Origin of the sequence: Pelotomaculum propionicicum (assembly GCF_048984525.1) — a bacterium.
GTDB lineage: Bacteria > Bacillota > Desulfotomaculia > Desulfotomaculales > Pelotomaculaceae > Syntrophopropionicum > Syntrophopropionicum propionicicum_A.
Window position 1 is genome coordinate 213,824 of sequence record NZ_JBMGJC010000004.1, and the last position, 19,259, is coordinate 233,082.

Below are 19,259 nucleotides of genomic sequence, written 5' to 3' on the forward strand. Positions count from 1 at the left end.
TTTGATTAAAATGGTATTTATTTAGTAATAGAAACGTTTATGGAGGTAGAGTGATGGGAAAAGAGTTAAAACCGGGAATTACGGGTGAAGTCAGGATAAAAGTTGATGAAAAGGAAACAGCGATTGTTTATGAGAGCGGCTCAGTGCGTGTTTTCGCTACACCGGCACTGATCCGCTTAATGGAAAAAGCAGCCCTGTCGTCCGTCGCGCCGTACCTGGAAGAAGGCTTGACAACAGTCGGGACCAGAGTCGACGTGAAGCACCTCGCCGCTACACCGGTAGGTATGGACGTGGTCATAACCTCCCGTTTGGTGGAGGCTGAAGGGAAGAGGCTGCTGTTTGAAGTGGAGGCGCGGGACCAGGTGGACCTGATCGGTACGGGAACCCATGAGCGTTTTATTGTTAAAACCGAAAGCTTTGTCAGGCGGACGGAAGGTAAACTGGCAAACAGTTAATAAATTGTAACAACCTTGTTACTGGTTGCTGACAGAGTCTCAACGATGTTGAACCCGCCTGGCATTTGGGTAGTGGGACGCGGGTCGTGAGCCGTGGGTTCATTCTGCATTACCGGATCCTTTTTCGATGTAGGGTCGGCTTTAGCCGACCAATGTGCGGTTGAAGCCGCATCTGCAATTCTCACGTCCGACGTCTCAATTCTCACGTTTCAATAGGGCAGCTGGTTTCAAAACCATGCCCTTTACAGGATGAATTTGTGGACACTCTGTAACAACCTCTGGTTGTTCAAAGTTTAGACATGTTATTGGTGGTGTATACATTTGTCACTGCGGTTTATTATAGGCCGGGCCGGGAGCGGCAAGACCAGGACCTGTCTCGACGAGATCCGTGCTGAATTAAAGGCGCGTCCCACCGGCAGCCCGCTGGTGCTGCTGGTGCCGGAGCAGGCCACCTTTCAGGCCGAATATGCGCTGGCCTCAACTCCCGGACTGAAAGGTTTTATCAGGGCCCAGGTGCTGAGCTTCCGGCGCCTGGCCTACCGGGTGCTGCAGGAGGCTGGGGGAGCGGCCCGCCCGCATATAGGCGACCTGGGCAAGCGCATGCTGCTGAGGCGACTGTTGGAACAGCGCCGGGAAGAAATCAGGATATTCCGCCGCTCAACGAGCCAGCCCGGTTTTGCCGACACCCTGGCCCGCATCCTGGGAGAAATAAAAAATTACTGCGTCGAGCCGGCTGACCTGGTATCCGCTTCCGCTGCCCTGCGGGAACTGCATGGGGCTGAGTCACTGGCGGACAAGCTGGAAGACCTCTACTTGATATATAACGACCTGGAAGATTTTCTTGCTGACCGCTTCATAGACCCGGATGATTACCTGAACCTCCTGGCTGACCGCCTGCCATTTACAGGCGCGGTCAGGAACGGGGAGGTTTGGGTGGACGGTTTTTCCGGTTTTACTCCGCAGGAATACCGGGTGCTGTCATCGCTTCTGCATAACGCCGGGCGGGTCAGCATCACTTTATGCGCCGATTTGAAAACACTGGGCGGAAAACCGGACCAAACCGAGATGTTCTACCCCATCCGCGAAACATATGAATCCCTTTGTGAATTAGCGGCCAGAGAAGGGGTTGTGGTCGAAAGGCCCCTGGTTTTAGATGGGGCTGTTAAGACGCGGTATCTGAGCACAGGCATTGCCCACCTGGAGAGGTGCTTTTTCAGGTACCCGGCGCCAGTCCTGGATGATGCAGACGGCGGTGTCACCCTGGCCGTGGCGGCCAACCCAAGGGCCGAGACGGAAGGAGTGGCCCGGGAGATAACGGCGCTGTGCCGGGACGCCGGTTATAGTTACCGCGATATCATTGTCCTACTGCGGGATCTCGACACTTATCCCAACCTTATTTCAAGTGTTTTTGCCGATCACGGCATCCCGGTGTTTATCGACCAGAAGCGGCCGGTCATGCACCACCCGCTGGTGGAGCTGGTCCGTTCCGCGCTGGAAGTGTATAATTCAGACTGGTCATTTGATCCGGTCTTTCGCTTTTTGAAGACCGACCTAACACCGCTCAGCAGGGAGGAAGTCGACCTGCTGGAAAATTACGTGCTCGCCCACGGCATCAGGGGCAGCCGGTGGAGTGACGAAAGGCCGTGGGAATACCGCCGCCGCCTGTCGCTGGAGGAAGACAGCGAGATCACGTGCCTGGAAGCGGAAGAACTGGATGCGATCAACAGTATTCGCCGCCAGGGCGCTGTTTTTCTGCACTCATTTTGCAGCGCCGCCAGGCGGGCTGCCAATGTCCGTGAAATAACGGAAGCCCTTTTTAACCTGCTGGACGCTATGGAAGTGCCGGAAATGCTGGAAAGCTGGAGCAGGGTAGCGGAGAGCAATGGCCTGCTGGAACCGGCCAGGGAGCACGGCCAGATCTGGGACGGGCTGACCGCGATGCTCGACCAGGTGGTGGAAGCTCTCGGCGATGAAGCGCTGTCTGTGAAGGAATATGCCGCCGTCCTTGACGCGGGGCTCGAAAGCATGCGCCTGGGCCTGATCCCGCCGGGACTCGACCAGGTCGTGGTCTGCTCCCTGGAGCGTTCCCGCAGCCCCGAGGCCAAGGCGGCTTTTGTTATGGGAGTCAGCGACGGGGTGCTGCCGGCCAGGGTTTCCGACAGGGGGATCCTGTCCGAGGGCGAAAGAGAGAGGCTGCAGGCGATAGGTCTGAATTTGGCCCCGGGCTCACGCCGCAGGGTTTTTGACGAGCAGTACCTTGTATACATAGCGCTTACGCGGTCATCTGAAAAACTTTACCTGAGCTGCCCGCTCGCGGACGACGAGGGAGGGGCGATCGCGCCCTCCCCGGTTGCGGCAAGGGTCAGAGAACTGCTGCCAGGGCTGGCGGTGAAATTCTGGCCCGTTGAACCGGACGGGGATGGGTCCGGCGACCTTGAATTTGTCTGCAACCCCGTGCGCACGCTGTCGCACCTGGTTACCAGGATGAGGGAGGTTAAGGCGGGACGCCGGGTCGACCCGCTCTGGCAGGACGTTTATTCCTGGTTTATGCGCAGCGGCTATAAACAAAAAACGTCTTTTGTTTTATCCAGCCTTTTTAAATCAAACAGGGAAGGCAGGCTGCCGGCCGGAGTCGGCAGGGCTCTTTACGGACGCAGGCTGAAGACAAGCGTGTCCGGCATAGAAAAATTCCGGGCCTGCCCTTTTTCACACTTTCTTGCCAAAGGTTTAAATTTGCAGGAGAGGACTGTCTACAAGATAGGCGCGCCCGATTTAGGCCAGTTTTTCCACGCCGCCCTTAAACTTTTCGGTGACCGGGTGCGTGAGCTCGGGATTAGCTGGGGCCGGCTGGACAGTGAGCAGTGCCGGGAGCTTGCCGGCGATGTGGTGGACAAGCTGGCGCCGCGGCTGCAGAGTGAAATCCTTTTAAGCACGGCCCGGCGGCGATATCTTACAGGAAAGCTTAAAAAGACAATCCAGCGGACCGCCCTGGTCCTTTCAGAGCATTCCCGGCGTGGCAGCTTCCAGCCGGTGGGGCTGGAAATGGCCTTCGGGCCGGACGGAGACCTGCCCTCTGTCACTTTTGTACTGCCGGACGGCAGTGAGATGATCCTCGCGGGCAGGATCGACCGCGTTGACGCTGTTAAGGGAGAGCAGGGCGTTTACCTGAGGATTATTGATTATAAATCGGGCAGGGTCACAGTGAGCCTGCAGGATATTTACCACGGCCTGAAGCTGCAGCTGCTGGCCTACCTGGACGTGGCCCTGCGCTATGCGGAAGAACTCGCTGGCGTAAAAGGGCTGCCTGGCGCTATATTATATTTTCGCATCGATGACCCGCTGGTGAGGACGGACGGTGAAATGCCGGCGGCTGTTGATCTAGAGAAAAAGATACTGAGAGAATTCAGGATGACCGGCATGGTGCTGGCTGACCCGCAGGTGGTAAGGCTGATGGACAGCAATGTGGCCGGTGATTCCGACCTGATTCCCGTTCAGGTAAAAAAGGACGGCGAGTTTTCCGCCCGTTCCACTGTTTTAACCCTGGAGCAGTTCGAACTGCTGCGTGGACACCTGCGCCGCGAGCTGACCAGGGCCGGCGGCGATATCATGGGCGGGGTGGTCGATATATCTCCTTACCGGCGCGGCGCGAGCCGCCCGTGCCAGTACTGCCCTTATAAGCCCGTATGCCAGTTCGACATTTTAATTGAGGGCAACACATACCGGGACATTAAGCCGGAGGACGCTGATGCTGTCTGGAACAAGCTGCTGCGGATGAGAGGTGAGACAGTTGAGTAACCAGTGGACAAAAGAGCAGACAGAGGCGATTGAGAGCCGGGGAGGGAACCTTCTGGTGGCCGCCGCCGCCGGATCGGGAAAAACAGCGGTGCTGGTGGAACGGATTATCCGGCGCATCACCGACCGGACTGACCCCGCCGATGCCGACCGCCTGCTGGTGGTTACTTTCACCAACGCCGCCGCGGCCGAGATGAAGGAACGTATCGGCCAGGCCCTGGCCCGGGAATTAGAAAAACACCCGACTTCAAAGCACCTGCACAGGCAGATGGCCCTGCTGAGCAGGGCATCTATCAGCACCATCCATTCCTTTTGCCTTGACCTCCTGCGCCAGCATTTTTACCGCCTGGACCTGGACCCGTCCTTCAGGGTCGCCGACGAGACTGAGTGCGCCCTGATCCAGGCGGAAACCATGGAAGAACTATTTGAACGGCGTTACGCGGCTGATGATAATATTCCTTTTACGGCACTGGTTGACTGCTACGGGGGTAAACGGGACGACTCGGCCTTACAGGAGATGGTCCTCGGCGCGTATCATTTTGCCCGCAGCACGGTGGATCCCGCCGGATGGCTGAGGGGGCTGCCGGAGAGCTATAACCTGGAGGAAGGCTGCTCCTTTGACCGCCTTCCTTGGTGTGATATATTGAAGAAATCACTGAAAAATGAACTCGAAAATATTATTTCAGCCCAGGAGCAGGCTGTTAATCTCGCCAATAAGCCCGGGGGGCCGAAGGTTTACCTGGACAACCTGGAAGAGGAGCGGGAGATGGTGTTCCGCCTGCTGCAGTATTGTGCCGCCGGGGCCTCCTGGTCTGATCTTTATAATGATATTAATGATATTTCCTTTGCCAAGCTGAAAAGCTGCAGGAAACAAGACGCTGACCCGCAGCTGGCCGAGCAGGTCCGAAGGCTGAGGGACAGTATCAGGAAAAAGGTTGCCGCCATCCGGAAGGAATATTTCAGCCGCACACCGGAGGGAATATGCGGCGACCTGAGAAAGCTGTACCCCCTGGTTAAAGAACTGTCCGAACTGGTCACAGATTTCGCGGAAGCTTACCGGAAAGCCAAAACAGCCAGGGGCGTGGTTGATTTTGGCGACCTGGAGCACTACAGCCTGCAGGTACTGTCAGAAAGTGGAGCGCAGGAGCTGCTCCCTTCCCCGGCAGCGATAAGCCTGCGCGAGAGGTATGAGGAAGTGCTGGTGGACGAGTACCAGGACATCAACGCCGTGCAGGAGGCTATTCTCCAGCTGGTTTCCAGGCAGGGTGACAGCAGCCCCAACCTTTTCATGGTGGGAGACGTGAAGCAGAGCATCTACCGCTTCCGGCTTGCCGATCCCGGCCTTTTTCTGCAAAAACACATGGCTTACTCGTCCGGGCGGGACAACCGCGGACAACGTGTTGACCTTACGAAAAATTTCCGGAGCCGGAGCGGCTTGATAAACGCTGTTAATTTTTTATTTCGCCAGCTGATGACCCCAGCCGTCGGTGAAACAGCCTATGACCAGGGCGCGGAACTGGTCTGCGGGGCTGACTACCCGCTGCCTGCCGGAGAATTTCCGGATCAGGATGACGCGGTGGAAGTGCACCTGGTTGAGAACGGCGCCCCGGAACAAGGGGCGGGGCAGGCTGCAGGCGATGCGGGAGATGATCCTGCCGAATCTTCTGAAGAGCTGGCGGAATTTGAAAAAGAACTTGACTCCATGCAAAAAGAAGCCCGGCTGATCGCCGCGAAAATAAAGGAACTGGTGGGGCCGGCAGGCGGGAGACAGGGATATAATATATATGACCGGCACTTAAAGGCATACAGGCCGCTGAACTACCGTGACGTGGTGGTCCTGCTGAGGGCGACGTCGGGGCACGCCAATACGTTTGTGGAGGAGTTCAGGCAGTTTGACATACCGGCGTACGCAGAACTTGCCACTGGTTATTTTGAAGCCACCGAGGTGGAAACAATCCTGTCCCTCTTGAAAATTATAGACAACCCGCTCCAGGACGTGCCCCTGGCAGCGGTGCTGAGGTCTCCGCTGGTAGGGCTGGACGCCGGGGACCTGGCCAGAATAAGGCTGTATTCACGCCGCGGTTACTATTTTCACGCGGTTGTTGCCGCCTCCCTGGCTGATCAGGGGGAGCTGTCCCAACAGCTGCTGGGGTTTTTGGGGAAACTTGAAAACTGGCGCACCACGGCCAGGCGCGGCCCTCTGGCCGACCTGATCTGGGCGATCTACCGGGAAACCGGGTATTACGACTTTGTCGGCGGGCTGCCCGGCGGCGGACAGAGACAGGCCAACCTGAGGTCGCTGTATAACCGGGCGCGGCAGTACGAAGCCGGCACTTTCCGGGGCCTGTTCCTTTTTCTACGCTTTATCGAGCGCGTGCGCGAAGGGGGCCGCGACCTTGGCGCCGCCCGTGCCCTGGGTGAAAAGGAAAATGTGGTCCGGATCATGAGTATCCATAAAAGCAAAGGGCTTGAGTTTCCGGTGGTATTTATCGCGGGCCTGGGCAAAAAATTTAATTTCAGTGATTTGAACCGGGACATGCTGTTTCATAAGGACCTGGGCTTGGGGCTGCAGTTGGTGGACGCCGGTGCGAGGGTAACCTACCCGGCCATGTCCAAGCTGGCTTTGAAACAAAAGTTGAAAATGGAATCGCTGGCGGAAGAAATGCGCATTTTATATGTCGCCCTGACCAGGGCGAGGGAAAAACTGTTCCTGGTAGGCTCGGCGCGCGGCTTGAGTAATTGTGCCCGGCGCTGGTGCGGGCCCGCGGGTACAGCCGGGTGGAACCTGCCGGACGGTTACCTGGCCGGCGCGGTCACCTATCTTGACTGGTTGGGAGCGGCCCTGGCCAGGCACAGGGACGGCGCGGAAATCAGGAATATGGGTTTGTTTGAAGACGGACCGGCTGCAGCAGTTTCCGGCTATAGTTCCCGCTGGAAGGTATATTTTCACGCCGGGACGGAAAGCATTGCCGCGGAGAAAACTTCCAGTCCGGAAATTCTGGCAGTGATAAAGAAGAAGGAACCCTTTGAAACCAAGGGGTTGTGCGCCGGCATCATTAATGACAGGCTTAGCTGGCGTTATCCCGCCGCTGAGGTCCTCGGGCTGGCATCCAAAGTCTCGGTAACCGAGCTGAAGAGGAGATTTGACCGGGTTGTTGCCGAAGAGGACGGCGCTGTGCGGGACTTCAGGCCGAAAATTGGCGCCCGCCCGCTTTTTATGCAGGAGGTGCGGGGCCTGACAGACTCGGAGAAGGGATCGGCCCTGCACTTGGTGATGCAGAATATCAATTTAAAGGGCCCGTTGGCGCCCGGAGACATAAAGAAGGAAATAGCGGACATGGCGGAACGGGAGATCCTTTCCGAAGAACAGGCGGAGGCTGTACCTGTTGAAAAAATAGCGGCATTCTTTGACGGGCCGCTGGGCAGGAGAGTCCTTGCCGGCCGCGAGGTGCTGCGGGAACTGCCGTTCACCCTGGCCCTGCCCGCCGGGGAAGTATATCCTGGCCTTCAAAGCTGTAACGGTGAAAGAGTTATTGTCCAGGGTGTGGTGGACTGCCTGGTCGACGAGGGTGACGGCTACCTGCTGATTGACTACAAGACGGACGCACTGGCCGCCGGACAGGTGAAAACGGCCCTTGAGCGCTACCGGGGCCAGCTGGGCCTTTACGCCCGGGCGGTGGAAGACATCCTGGAACGCCCGGTCAAAGAAAAGCAAATATACCTTTTCCACCTCGGCCTGGCCCTAAAATGCATCTAAACCGTGTCAAGGGGACGGTTCTTCCGTGTCAAGGGGACGGTTCTTCTGACACGATCGTGTCAAGGGGACGGTTCTTTTGACACGCAAGCCATATAATGGCGGGATGAATCCCGCCCTACAACGTAAAATGAGGAGACATACTGTTAGGTAGCAAGAACACGTAAACTGTAGGTGCGGCTTCAGCCGCACAATATTAGTTTAAGGAGACTATATGTCTTACAATGACTTGATAAAAGGAAGGATTTCTTCTGTCAGTCAAATTTATTTTGTCACCACAGTTGTCAATAACCGTGTGCCATTTTTTACTAATATTTTTCTTGGCAGAAAAGTAGTTGAAGAAATGCGGCGGCTGCACAATGAAAAAATTGTTCAATCAATTGCCTGGGTTTTAATGCCAGATCACTTACACTGGGTTTTCCAGCTAGGAGAAGAACATGCCCTTCCCACTGTTATGATGCTTCTCAAGGGTCGTTCTGCGACAAAGGTAAACAAAGCATTAATGCGGCAGGGTCCGGTTTGGCAGAGAGCATATTATGACCATGCAATAAGAGATTATGAAGATATGTTATATCGCGTTATTTGGTTGCAAATCCTTTGCGTTCAGGATTGGTTGCAAACATTGGAGATTATCCGCTCTGGGACGCAATATGGCTTTAAAAATGGCGGGCTGAAGCCCGCCCTACAACTGATAACGGCCGCACAAATAAGCTCGACTATAGCCGACATCCAAACGTGCGGAAACTAGATCCAAAATTCCCAGGCGCAGTAATAATCATCCGGGTGTTCGTCGGGGGGGCAGGCGAGGCACCTGGTGTTTATACGCGGGTCGATCGACTTTGCAAAAATCGAGTATTCCACCAGCCCCACTGTTTTACAGGGGAAGTCGGGCAGGCCCTTTCGCTTTCTCGCTGACTGTACACGGCAGTCGTTCATTCTGAAAATTATTTTGTTTGGATCTACGTCAATGATTTCCTGCTTGTTAATAAAAGCGTATAACCTAAGTCCAAGCGCTTTTTTCAACGCCGGGATCCCTCCGTTATCGGGCAGCCCGAGCATCGCTTTAATTCTTTCCGCTTCGACTTTTGAAAACTTCTCCCAGGCGGCTGCGTCTATTTTTATAGCGGCCTCCATGCCCAGTTCTTTTTCAACCGCTTGAAACCACAGCCCGTCATGTGCAAGCCACCTTTTGGCCATATCCTCCAACAGGGAAATAAGAAATTCACGGTCTTTATGGTCCAGCAAGGGATATTTCACAGGGCGCCCCTCCCACATGGCTAAATTGTAACAATAAAATTATATCACAACAGTGAATACTTACTGCTGCTGAGAACACGACTGTAACGATTAGAATTCACTTTGATTGTTTTAATCACTCCAACTAATATGGCCGGAAAAATCCGGCCAGGCGTCGAAAGTGAATGGAGATATAGGGCGGAACAGGCCGGGAGAACTGTTCACTTACGCGGAGAACCCCGGTGCCCTTTGGAAAGCGTGTCAAAAGAACCGTCCCCGTGAACAGAGGAATGGGGACACACCTCTATTTGGAGCCTGCTTCAAGGCCGAGGAATGTCCCCGATGTGTCAAGAGAACCGTCCCCGTGACACGGTTTAGGAGTCTCTGTAGTCGAAGACGCGCTTGCTTTTTTTCTCGCTGCGCGGCAGTGCGCCGGGCGGGACGGCTTCGATGGCGGTTAAAATACCGATGCGGGCTTTTACATTTTTGCGAAGCAGGGCGGCTACCTGTTCGGCTGGAGCTCCCTCCTGGCATTCGACCTTGATCAGGATATTGTCTTTGCCCTGATCCCTGTTGACTATGATCTGGTACTCACTGCCGGCGCCTTCGGTGATCTTGAGCACGTGGTCCACCTGGCCGGGGTAAATATTCACGCCCTTGATCTTAATCATGTCGTCAGTGCGGCCAAGTATGCGCGCGTGCATGGGGTAAGGGCTGCCGCACGGGCACATTTCCGGCACGATGCTGGTGATGTCGCGGGTGCGGTAGCGCAGCAGGGGCATGCCCTCCTTGGTCAGAGTCGTTACCACCAGCTCGCCTTCCTGCCCGGGTGGCAGCTGCCGGCCGGTAACCGGGTCTATTACTTCAAACAGCAGGTGCTCGTACCAGTAATGCAGCCCGCGGTGCTCAGGGCAGTCGATGGAAGTGCCCGGGCCATATATTTCAGTTAGTCCGTAAATATCAAAAGTTTCAATGCCGAGCATTTCTTCAATCCTGGCCCGCATTTTATCTCCCCAGCGCTCCGACCCGATGATGCCGAGGCGCAGGCTGATCTGGTCCAACAGGCCCCTCCTTTGGATTTCTTCAGCGATCAGCAGCGCGTAGGAGGAAGTGGAGCAGAGGACGGTTGTTTTCAGGTCGAGCATCATCTCAATCTGTTTTTCCGTGTTGCCGGGGCCGGTCGGGATGGCCATGGCGCCGAGGCGCTCCACACCTGCCTGAAAACCTATCCCGGCGGTCCACAGGCCGTAGCCCGGGGTTACCTGGACGCGGTCCCTGTTCGTAACACCGGTTATGGCCATACAGCGGGACATCATCTCGGCCCAGGTGGCGACATCGTTGGCGGTGTAAGGAACAATCACCGGTTTGCCGGTGGTGCCGGATGAGGAATGGATCCTGACCACCTGTTCCTCGGGAACGGCCATCAGGCCCAGGGGGTAACCGGTCCGCAGTTCTTCTTTCGTGGTGAAGGGCAGCCTGCCCAGGTCAGCAATAGTTTTTACACTGTGGGGGTCAACCCCGGCCTCGTCCAGTTTGCGGCGGTAAAAGGGGGACCCTGAATATACGCGGGGCACGAGCTCCCGCAGCTTTTCCTCCTGGCAGGCGAAGACCTGTTCCAAGTTTGCAGTTTTCTTGTTGGACGATGCTAACATTCTTACGATGCCTCCATTGCCTGGCGCCCTATTTCAAAGGCACGGGTATTCATTTCTTTATATTTTTCAGGAACGAGCCGCAGGATTGAACGCAGGAGCTGTTCCGGCTTCAGCGGCAGTTCCGGGCATGTTGATAACGCACCCATAATAATCACGTTGCCGGCTCGGGGGTTGCCCGCCTGGAGAGACAGGTTCTCAAGGTCCAGAAAAATCGCTTTTTCAGCCTGCTCTCTGATGTGCCGGATGTATGCTTCTCTGTCATATTTGGAAAGTCCCAGCTGCACGGAAACCGGTATAATCGCCGACTCGCTGGTGATAACCGTGCCGCCCGGTTTAAGTTTGCCGAGGCCGCGCACAGTCTCTGAAAGTTCAAGGCCGATCAAAAAATCAGCCTCACGGTCCGGGATTAAAGCGCCGCAGAGATCATCTCCGATCCTGATATGGCTTGTCACCGGGCCTTCCCGCTGGGCCATGCCGATAACCTCCGACGTGAGCACGTTCAGCCCGCTTGCCATCGCCGCATCGGCCAGGGCTCTGGAAGCCAGTATCGAGCCCTGCCCGCCGACTCCGCTGATTACAACGTCAAGTTTCATGTTCTACCTCCTGATGGCTTTAGCCGGGCAGATCCGGGAGCAGACACCGCAGCCGGCGCAGTTCGAATTTATAACTGGAAGTCCGTCGCGCCTGCCTATGGCTGGGCATCCCAGGTCTTCCACGCAGGCGCCGCAGTTAACGCAGTCGTCGCTGCTTATGGAGTATGGCTGTTCTTTTTTAACCAGCGCCGCGCAGTCACGCCGCATGATTACCACGGAAGTGCCGCTGTGGTCCATCGCCGCTTTGGCGGCTTCGCCAGCCGCAGCCAGGTCGAAGGGGTCGACCTCGCGCACAAAATCAACTCCGCAGGCTTTAACCAGGCTGGCAATATCCACACGCGCCGCTTCCTCGGCCATGGCTGTTTTACCCATACCGGGGTGGGTTTGGTGGCCGGTCATGGCGGTGGTGCGGTTGTCCAGGATGACCACGGTAATGTCGGCCCGGTTGTAAACAGCGTTGATCAGCCCGGTGACGCCGGAGTGGAAAAACGTGGAGTCACCCAGGAAGGCCACATGCCTGCGGCCCGGCTCAGCCCGGTGCAGGCCGGCGGCCATGGTGATGCTGGCGCCCATGCACAGGCAGGTGTCCACCGCGTTTAAAGGGGGTATGGCGCCCAGGGTATAGCAGCCGATGTCACCGGTAAAGACCGCGTCTGTCCCGCGGGCCGCTTCTTTAAAAATATAGAAAGAGGCCCGGTGAGGGCAGCCGGCGCAGAGTATAGGCGTGCGCAGCGGCAGTGCGGGGATGGTCTCATCCTCCGCCGGCGCAGCCTCGCGGCCAAAGTATTTCTCAATAATTGCTTTAATTTTGTCTACATTAAATTCCCCTTCCCTGGGTACCAGACGGTCGTGTTTTCCCGAAATGCGGGACTCCAGGCGGTGCTGCCACGCCAGCGAGATAACCTGGTCTTCCACCACAGGTTCCTGTTCTTCAATAACCAGGACTCTTTCCGCGTGTTTAAACAGTTCCAGTACCGGACCGGCGGGCAGGGGATAAGGAGTGCCTATTTTTAAGACAGAGGCCTTGAGGCCCGTAAGTTTTAATGCTTCCCGTACATAATTATAACTTAATCCGCAGGCGACAATGCCGACTGTGGAATTATTATCAATTTCAAGGCTGTTAAAGGTTGATGACCCCAGGATGTCCCTGGCCGCTTCCTGCTGTTTGTTCAGCCAGACGTGCTTGCGCGCGGACAGGCTGGGGAAAATTACCCAGTCATTACTTTTTGTAAAGCCGGCTGGCGGCAGCGGTTCCCGGATATTGTCCGGCAGCTCGACATCCTGGCAGGCGTGGCAGGTCCGTGTGGTCGGCCTCAGGATAACAGGCAGCAGCAGCTTTTCAGACAGTTCAAAAGCGTATTTTATCATTTCCCTGGCTTCGGCCGGATTTGACGGGTCCAGCACAGGCAGCTTGGCGAACTGGGCAAATTTGCGCGTGTCCTGTTCGGTCTGTGAACTGTGCGGCCCGGGGTCGTCCGCCACCACCAGCACCAGGCCGCCTTTTACGCCGATGTAAGCAAGGCTCATCAACGGGTCGGAAGCCACATTGAGCCCGACCTGCTTCATGGCAGCCAGGGACCTTGCGCCTGCGATTGACGCGCCGGCGGCGGTTTCCAGGGCGGCTTTTTCATTGACGGACCACTCCGCGTAAAAACCATGCTCCCCGGCCATGGAGGACAGGGTCCCCAGGATTTCAGAGGACGGGGTGCCCGGGTAAGCGGCGGCGACCTGTACGCCTGCCTCTACGGCGCCGTACGCGATCGCTTCATTTCCCATTAATAATTTTACAGCCAAAATTAAACCCCCAATTGAACATGATAAAAGCAGGGAGGCAGGGTACTGTCCTTAAAAAAGTGCTGGGCGCTTAATGTCACATGGTTCCATAACCCCCGGCCCTGGCGGCAATGCCGCAGACCAGCAGGAGGAGGAGTACAGCGCCGAAAATGTAATCGCTTCCTGTAACACCCGGCTTTTTTAAATAAGTTCGACGCCCGCCGCTGTATCCCCTTGTTTCCATGGCCAAAGCAAGATTTTCTGCTTTGTTTAAAGAGACCAGCACCAGCGGCACGGCGACAGGGGCGTAAGAACGGATCTTCTTAACCGGGTTAAACCCCTCCACTGCATGGCCCCTGGCCTGCTGCGCCTCACTTACCTGCCTTACTTCCCCGAGAAAAGTGGGGATGAACCGCAGCGCGGTCATAAACATAAAAGCGTAATCATAGGGGACCTTAAGTTTTTCCACCATGGTAAAGACGAGGTCTTGAATGCGGGTGGTCGACAGCAGTACCAGAAAGCTCAGCACAATGGACATCATCCTGGCGGCCATGGCCACCCCGGTCAGCAGCCCGTAATCGGTGACAGGCAGCTTATTGTAGACGGGAATGATATGAAACAGGACGTTTCCCTGGTCATAAAACAGGGCCTGGATCAGCAAAAGGACCAGTGCGAATACTGACAGCCCCACCGATACCGGCAGCAGGTTTTTGATTATCCCGGCCGCGCACGCTATAATCAGGACGGAAGCCAGCAGGGCCAGCAGGTAGCGGTAGTCGTTGAACATGAGGCCGCATACGAGTATGGCCAGGGCCCAGAGCATTTTTGTAACCGCGTTGAGCCTGTGTACAGGCGAATTAACAGAGATATACTCAACTGCAGCAGCCAATTTTCACACCCCTCTTTTCTGTCAGCAGGCCGTACATTTCGGCCACGCTCAGGACATCCGGCGGAAACGAGTGCCTGTTCAGGCTTTGGGCCAGCGCGGTAATCTGGGGCGGGCTGAGGTAGCTTTTTAACAGCACCTCCGGCCGGGCGAATACGGAACGTACCGGGCCGTCAGCTATGATTTCCCCCTCACACAGTACCACGGCCCTGCCGGCATAACCGGCTACCAGGGACATGTCGTGGGTGATAAAGATAACAGTGTGGCCTTTCTTGTTCAGATCACCGACCATATCCATGATTTGGACGGATTCCTTGTAATCCTGCCCCGTGGTGGGCTCGTCTAAAACGATTACTTCAGTCCGCATGGCCAGCACCGAGGCCAGCGCTACCCGTTGGCGCTGGCCCTTGCTAAGGTTAAACGGGTAGGAAAGGTAGTGTTCTGTCAGCCCGACCGCGGCCAGAGCTTCAGAAACCCTTTCTTCAATTTCTGCGGCAGGCAGCCGGAAGTTTTTTAGACCGAATGCCACCTCTTTGCCCACGGCGTCGTGAAAGATCTGGTGGTCGGGGTTCTGGAACACGTAGCCGACCGTCCTGGACAGGGCGGATACCTTTAGAGACCTGGTATCCTGCCCGTTAATGGCGACACTGCCGGAAGCAGGTTTGTTCAGGCCGTTTAAGTGTTTGGCCAGGGTGGTTTTGCCCGCCCCGTTCTGGCCGATGATGGCCACGCACTCGCCTTTAAAAATCTCCAGTGAAATATTTTTCAGGACCGGGTGTTCCCGGTCATAGCCGTAGGTGAGATTGTCGATAGTTATCTGCGCCTTTGCTGCAGCCATTACCTGCGCACCAGCCTCTCTACAAATATGCGTGCCTGTTCCACTGTCAGCGGCAGTGAATACCTGTCACTGCCGCCCAGCAGCCCGGCCAGCCTGGTAACCTGGGGAATCCTGACGCCGATGGCGTCCAGCTCTTCCTGCCTGGAAAAGACCTGCCAGGGTTCACCGTCCATCACAAGGTTGCCGTCGTTTAAAACTAAAATTCTGTCGGCGTGGGCCGCCAGTTGGTCGGTTTTTTGTTCGATTACAATTATGGTAATGCCGTGCTCCTTGTTTATGCGGCTCAGGACCTGAAATATGTCCTCGGTCCCCACCGGGTCCAGTTCTGAAGTCGGCTCATCCAGCAGCAGTATCTCCGGTTGCATGGCCAGCGCCGAGGCCACGGCGACACGCTGTTTCTGCCCGCCGGACAGGGTGGCGGTGGCGCGACGGCGCAGGTCGGAAATGCCCGCCAGTTCCAAAGCCGCGGCGATCCTTTTCTCTATTTCCGCAGGCGGGCAGGCCTGGTTTTCCAGTCCAAACGCGATTTCCTGCTCCACGTCCAGGGAAACGATCTGCGACTCGGGGTCCTGGAAAACACTGCCCACATGGCGGGAGATCTGCGCCGCGCTCCTGTTGAATATCGACGATCCGTGGAGGTCTATCTGCCCCCGCACACTGCCGCCGTAGAAGTGGGGGATAATCCCGTTCAGGCAGCAGGCCAGGGTGGTTTTGCCCGCCCCAGTCGGACCGGTGATGCCGATGAATTTACCTTTGTCAATTTTGATGTTGATGTCCCTCAGCGCGGGGCGCGTCGACTGCGAGTAGCTGAAGGTGAAATTATTTATTTCCAGCACAGCCATTTTAATCGGCTCCTTCTTAAAGCGGTTTTACGCCCTTAAAAACTTTTTAGCCGGGGCGTACAGGATCTGGGCCAAAACAGCGTTGATGGCAGTGACGGGAAGCACCACGGTAATAAAGGCTGCATTCCATGCGATCATGAGTTTTTCCGGTGGCAGGTCCAGGGCGAACTTGAAATTCAGGGTTATATAGACCAGCCCGCTTACAAGCGTGCCTATCGCGGCCGCGAGGACCGGCTTAAAAGAATAATTCTTTACAGAGAATTCCGGCAGGCAGCTGACGATGAAAGCGCAGGCCAGCGCGCCGGCGGGTTCTGAGATCAGGTTCAAATAAGGGATGGGCGACTTGGAAAAGATCATTGCCACCGCGCCGCCGACCAGCCCGACACCGATAGCGCCGCCCAAATTTGGGCGGATGAGGAGTATGGCCAGGCAGTACATGGCGATAACGAAGTTCGGTGTGATGCCTGCGATAGGCGGGGTGACCGCGCGCAGGACAGCGCCGATGGCGAGGAGTACCGCTACCACGGCCAGCTGCTTGGAGCGGACCATTTTGTTTCCCATTAGAACAGTATCATTATTATCAAAATTAATCGTTTTTGTCTCAGACATGAGTAAAGACCTCCTTAATTTTCAAATTGCAGCCGTAAAATCAGAAAAACCAGGCCAGAGCCCGGTTCACAGGTAAAACAAAAAAAACACTCAGCTTACCTCGCCTAAGCTCACCTCATACTCAGCTCACCTCACAATATTAAGTTTTCGGCCAAACACTCTGCTCACAGAAGAAGGCTACCCTTCAACCTGGATACATTTTATCACAGCGGGTTGAAGATGTCAGCAATAATTATACTTATAATATTATTAATATATTTTATTATTGCGCGGCGTTAGGGCGGACTCAATTATTTTCAGCGAGCAGACGTCCGCGTCAATCTCCGCCCGCACACCCAGGGGGATGGTGGCCTTGTGCCGGCCGTGCCCTACGGAAAGTCCATGGAAACAGGGAATATGCAGTCCTTTAACGGCGGCTTCAAAAACCTCCGGCAGGGTAAAAGAAGTGTCTTTATCTTCAACCTCGCAGTTTGTAAAATCACCGAAAACCACCCCGGCCGCATGGTTAAATTTACCGGCCAGACGCATCTGCTGCAGCATGCGGTCAACCCGGTAAGGCTGTTCATCCACATCCTCAAGGAGCAGGATGGCGCCCCTGGTGTCAATTTCATAGGGAGTGCCAAGAGTCGCGGTTACCATGGTAAGGTTGCCCCCGATTAAACGCCCGCTGGAGCGGCCGGGGAGGAGCACGGTTTTTTTCAGGCCGGGCGCGCAGGGAACGGGGCCGAGCGGGCGCGGGTCAGTGAGGGCTCGGTAAAAATGGCTCAGGGTATAGTCGCTGGGTTTGCGTCCCAGGTCGGGTAAGAGCATGGGCCCGGAAAAGGTTACCAGCCCGGCCATTTTCCATATGGCCAGCTGCAGTGCGGTTATGTCGCTGTATCCCACGAATAATTTCCGGCTGCGGCGGACGGACCGGTAGTTTATATCAGGGAGGATTTTCATGCTGCCGTAGCCGCCCCGCAGACAAATTATCCCGTCTATCTCCGGGTCAAGAAACATCCTGTGAATATCATCCAGGCGCTCAGGTTCCGTTCCCGCCAGGTATTTATTTTTGTTTAAAACGTTTGAGGCCATCGAAACCCTGAAACCCAGGCCTTCGATCATTTTAATCCCTTCGGCTACAGGTAACAGGTCCCGCGCCGGACCCGCCGGCGCGATTATCCCCAGGGTTGAGCCCGGCGCAAGGGCGGCAGGTTTTTGGATCAACGTGATCTACCTCATTTTAATCAGTTTCTATATCATATGAACGTTGTTAAAAGTTCAGTATGGCAATAAAAGAATTGAATAACCCGTGAGATTTTGTCGCCTTTAAAAAAATCACCGGTTTTTTGTTATAATAAAAACAAAAACAGCGCTAGCTTTTTCTTGGGAGGTAGGCAATGTCAAATGTACGTGCGCACCTAATTGTAAGCGGCAAAGTGCAGGGTGTATATTTCCGGGTGGAGACCTGCGACCAGGCCGCGGCCCTGGGCCTGACCGGCTGGGTCCAAAACATGCCCGACCGCAATGTGGAAGTAGTTGTTGAGGGCAGCCGCGATGGCGTTGAGAATTTAATCAACTGGTGCCGCCTGGGACCGCCGGGGGCGGAAGTCTCGGGTGTGAGTGTGACTTGGGAAAATTACACCGGTGAGTTTGACAAATTTAATATTGCTTTTTAGGAGAAAAAATGCTGGAAATACATAAAATTATGGTACCCACACCATATTCGGTCGGCCCGGTTAATGCCTACCTGGTTAAAAACCAGCCCTTTACTCTGATCGACCCCGGGCCGGAAACGGCTGAGGCAATAGACAGCCTGGAGGAAGGGCTGTCTTCTTTGGGCGTCGCAGTAAAAGACATCAGGAGAGTGCTGATCACCCACAACCACTCGGATCACAGCGGGCTGGCAGCCTGGGTGGCTGAAAAAGCAAAAGCCAGAGTTTTTGTACATAAACTTGAAATAAGAAAGCTAACTCCTGAATATATTTATTACCAGGAAAGATTTCCCTTTTTCGCCGAGGGCGGGCTGCCTGAAAACGAGTTAAAGGACATCCTTGACGACACCGACCCGGTTGTTAAGCCGGTGCTGCCGGATTCTATCATTGAAGCAGTGGCCGGCGGCGAAGAACTTCATTTTGAGGGCGGCTCGCTGCGGGTACTGCACCTGCCGGGACACACCAGCGGGCATATCTGCCTTTATAATCCCGTGGGCAGAGAGCTGCTGGCGGGGGATTTTTTGCTGAAGCGCATTACACCCAACCCGGTAGTGGAGGCTGACCACCTTGATTTCAGCCGGAGGACCCCGGCCTTGAAACAATACCTGGACAGCATTGACAAGATAGAAGAAATAGATGTAAGGATAAATTTGCCAGGTCATGGAGAAACTATAAATGATAACAGGGAAATAACGGCAAAGGCCCGGCGACACCATATGCGGCGCCTGGAAGTAATCCAAAACATTGTTGAGGAGAACAGCATAACAGCATACCAGGTAATGCGCCGTCTTTACCCTAAAATCAGGGGCTTTCAAGTTTTTCTCGGTATTTCCGAGGTTTTCGCCCACCTGGACTACCTGCTCGAGACAGGCAGGATAGCCAGGGAAGAGATTAATGGGGTATCGGTATATCATAAGAAGACGTGAGAAATGAGACGTGAGACGTGAGATCCTGCAGGTGCGGCTTCAGCCGCACATTTTTGGCGGGATAGATCCCGCCCTACAACAGCTGGGAATGGCCCCGAATGGATGGCGGGATAAATCCGGCCTTACAGGGTGGCTGCATACAACAGCCAAGCAGATATGCAGGAAGTACCGATGTCCGGCGTCTGACGACTAACGTCTTTCTGGTAGGT

General features: G+C 55.4%; 16 protein-coding genes. 7 read left to right on the forward strand and 9 right to left on the reverse strand.

Going from position 1 to position 19,259, the window contains the following annotated elements:
* The first annotated feature begins 53 nt into the window (after positions 1-53).
* The 4 genes from ACOBQJ_RS06300 to ACOBQJ_RS06315 all read left to right on the forward strand — a co-directional run bounded on the left by ACOBQJ_RS06300 (position 54) and on the right by ACOBQJ_RS06315 (position 8,749).
* Complete coding sequence (locus ACOBQJ_RS06300; RefSeq protein WP_421070878.1) at positions 54-455, forward strand: thioesterase family protein; 402 nt, start codon at positions 54-56, stop codon at positions 453-455.
* A gap of 321 nt (positions 456-776) precedes the next feature.
* Positions 777-4,250, forward strand: a complete 3,474-nt coding sequence (gene addB / locus ACOBQJ_RS06305) for a helicase-exonuclease AddAB subunit AddB (RefSeq protein WP_421070879.1) — start codon at positions 777-779, stop codon at positions 4,248-4,250.
* On the forward strand, positions 4,234-8,004 hold the full coding sequence (addA, locus tag ACOBQJ_RS06310; protein WP_421070880.1) for a helicase-exonuclease AddAB subunit AddA: 3,771 nt from the start codon (positions 4,234-4,236) through the stop codon (positions 8,002-8,004). The genes addB and addA overlap by 17 nt, the downstream gene beginning before the upstream one ends.
* Positions 8,005-8,215: 211 nt before the next feature.
* Positions 8,216-8,749 carry an REP-associated tyrosine transposase gene (locus ACOBQJ_RS06315; RefSeq protein WP_421070881.1) on the forward strand — a complete coding sequence of 178 codons (534 nt, stop codon included), beginning with the start codon at positions 8,216-8,218 and terminating at the stop codon, positions 8,747-8,749.
* Here the strand turns inward: ACOBQJ_RS06315 and ACOBQJ_RS06320 are convergent.
* The 9 genes from ACOBQJ_RS06320 to ACOBQJ_RS06360 all read right to left on the reverse strand — a co-directional run bounded on the left by ACOBQJ_RS06320 (position 8,746) and on the right by ACOBQJ_RS06360 (position 17,636).
* Positions 8,746-9,258 (reverse strand): DUF6125 family protein, encoded by a 513-nt coding sequence (locus ACOBQJ_RS06320; RefSeq protein ID WP_421070882.1) that lies wholly within the window; start codon positions 9,256-9,258, stop codon positions 8,746-8,748. The two genes, ACOBQJ_RS06315 and ACOBQJ_RS06320, sit on opposite strands and share 4 nt — an antisense overlap.
* 353 nt (positions 9,259-9,611) lie before the next feature.
* Positions 9,612-10,889, reverse strand: a complete 1,278-nt coding sequence (locus tag ACOBQJ_RS06325) for a phenylacetate--CoA ligase family protein (protein WP_421070883.1) — start codon at positions 10,887-10,889, stop codon at positions 9,612-9,614.
* Positions 10,890-10,891: 2 nt separating this feature from the next.
* Positions 10,892-11,482, reverse strand: coding sequence for an indolepyruvate oxidoreductase subunit beta (locus tag ACOBQJ_RS06330; protein ID WP_421070884.1), 591 nt, complete (start codon positions 11,480-11,482; stop codon positions 10,892-10,894).
* 3 nt (positions 11,483-11,485) lie between these two features.
* Positions 11,486-13,258 carry an indolepyruvate ferredoxin oxidoreductase subunit alpha gene (iorA, locus tag ACOBQJ_RS06335; RefSeq protein ID WP_421070936.1) on the reverse strand — a complete coding sequence of 591 codons (1,773 nt, stop codon included), beginning with the start codon at positions 13,256-13,258 and terminating at the stop codon, positions 11,486-11,488.
* A gap of 94 nt (positions 13,259-13,352) precedes the next feature.
* A complete protein-coding gene (locus ACOBQJ_RS06340; protein ID WP_421070885.1) occupies positions 13,353-14,144 on the reverse strand; it encodes an energy-coupling factor transporter transmembrane component T family protein in 792 nt (263 codons plus the stop codon).
* Positions 14,128-14,979 (reverse strand): energy-coupling factor ABC transporter ATP-binding protein, encoded by an 852-nt coding sequence (locus tag ACOBQJ_RS06345; RefSeq protein WP_421070886.1) that lies wholly within the window; start codon positions 14,977-14,979, stop codon positions 14,128-14,130. Before ACOBQJ_RS06345 ends, ACOBQJ_RS06340 begins: the two co-directional genes overlap by 17 nt.
* Positions 14,979-15,821, reverse strand: a complete 843-nt coding sequence (locus tag ACOBQJ_RS06350; protein ID WP_421070887.1) for an energy-coupling factor ABC transporter ATP-binding protein — start codon at positions 15,819-15,821, stop codon at positions 14,979-14,981. The genes ACOBQJ_RS06345 and ACOBQJ_RS06350 overlap by 1 nt, the downstream gene beginning before the upstream one ends.
* A gap of 27 nt (positions 15,822-15,848) precedes the next feature.
* The gene (locus tag ACOBQJ_RS06355) at positions 15,849-16,430 is read right to left on the reverse strand and encodes a tryptophan transporter (RefSeq protein WP_421070888.1); all 582 of its coding nucleotides are present in this window, start codon (positions 16,428-16,430) and stop codon (positions 15,849-15,851) included.
* 249 nt (positions 16,431-16,679) lie between these two features.
* Positions 16,680-17,636 (reverse strand): S66 peptidase family protein, encoded by a 957-nt coding sequence (locus ACOBQJ_RS06360; protein WP_421070889.1) that lies wholly within the window; start codon positions 17,634-17,636, stop codon positions 16,680-16,682.
* A 173-nt stretch (positions 17,637-17,809) separates the two neighbouring features.
* On the opposite strand from ACOBQJ_RS06360, the gene ACOBQJ_RS06365 reads away from it, so the two are divergent.
* The 3 genes from ACOBQJ_RS06365 to ACOBQJ_RS06375 are packed head-to-tail and all read left to right on the forward strand — an operon-like array spanning position 17,810 to position 19,243.
* A complete protein-coding gene (locus ACOBQJ_RS06365; protein ID WP_421070890.1) occupies positions 17,810-18,088 on the forward strand; it encodes an acylphosphatase in 279 nt (92 codons plus the stop codon).
* Between the two features lie 8 nt (positions 18,089-18,096).
* Complete coding sequence (locus ACOBQJ_RS06370) at positions 18,097-19,050, forward strand: MBL fold metallo-hydrolase (protein WP_421070891.1); 954 nt, start codon at positions 18,097-18,099, stop codon at positions 19,048-19,050.
* Between the two features lie 10 nt (positions 19,051-19,060).
* A complete protein-coding gene (locus ACOBQJ_RS06375; RefSeq protein WP_421070892.1) occupies positions 19,061-19,243 on the forward strand; it encodes a hypothetical protein in 183 nt (60 codons plus the stop codon).
* Positions 19,244-19,259: the final 16 nt, after the last annotated feature.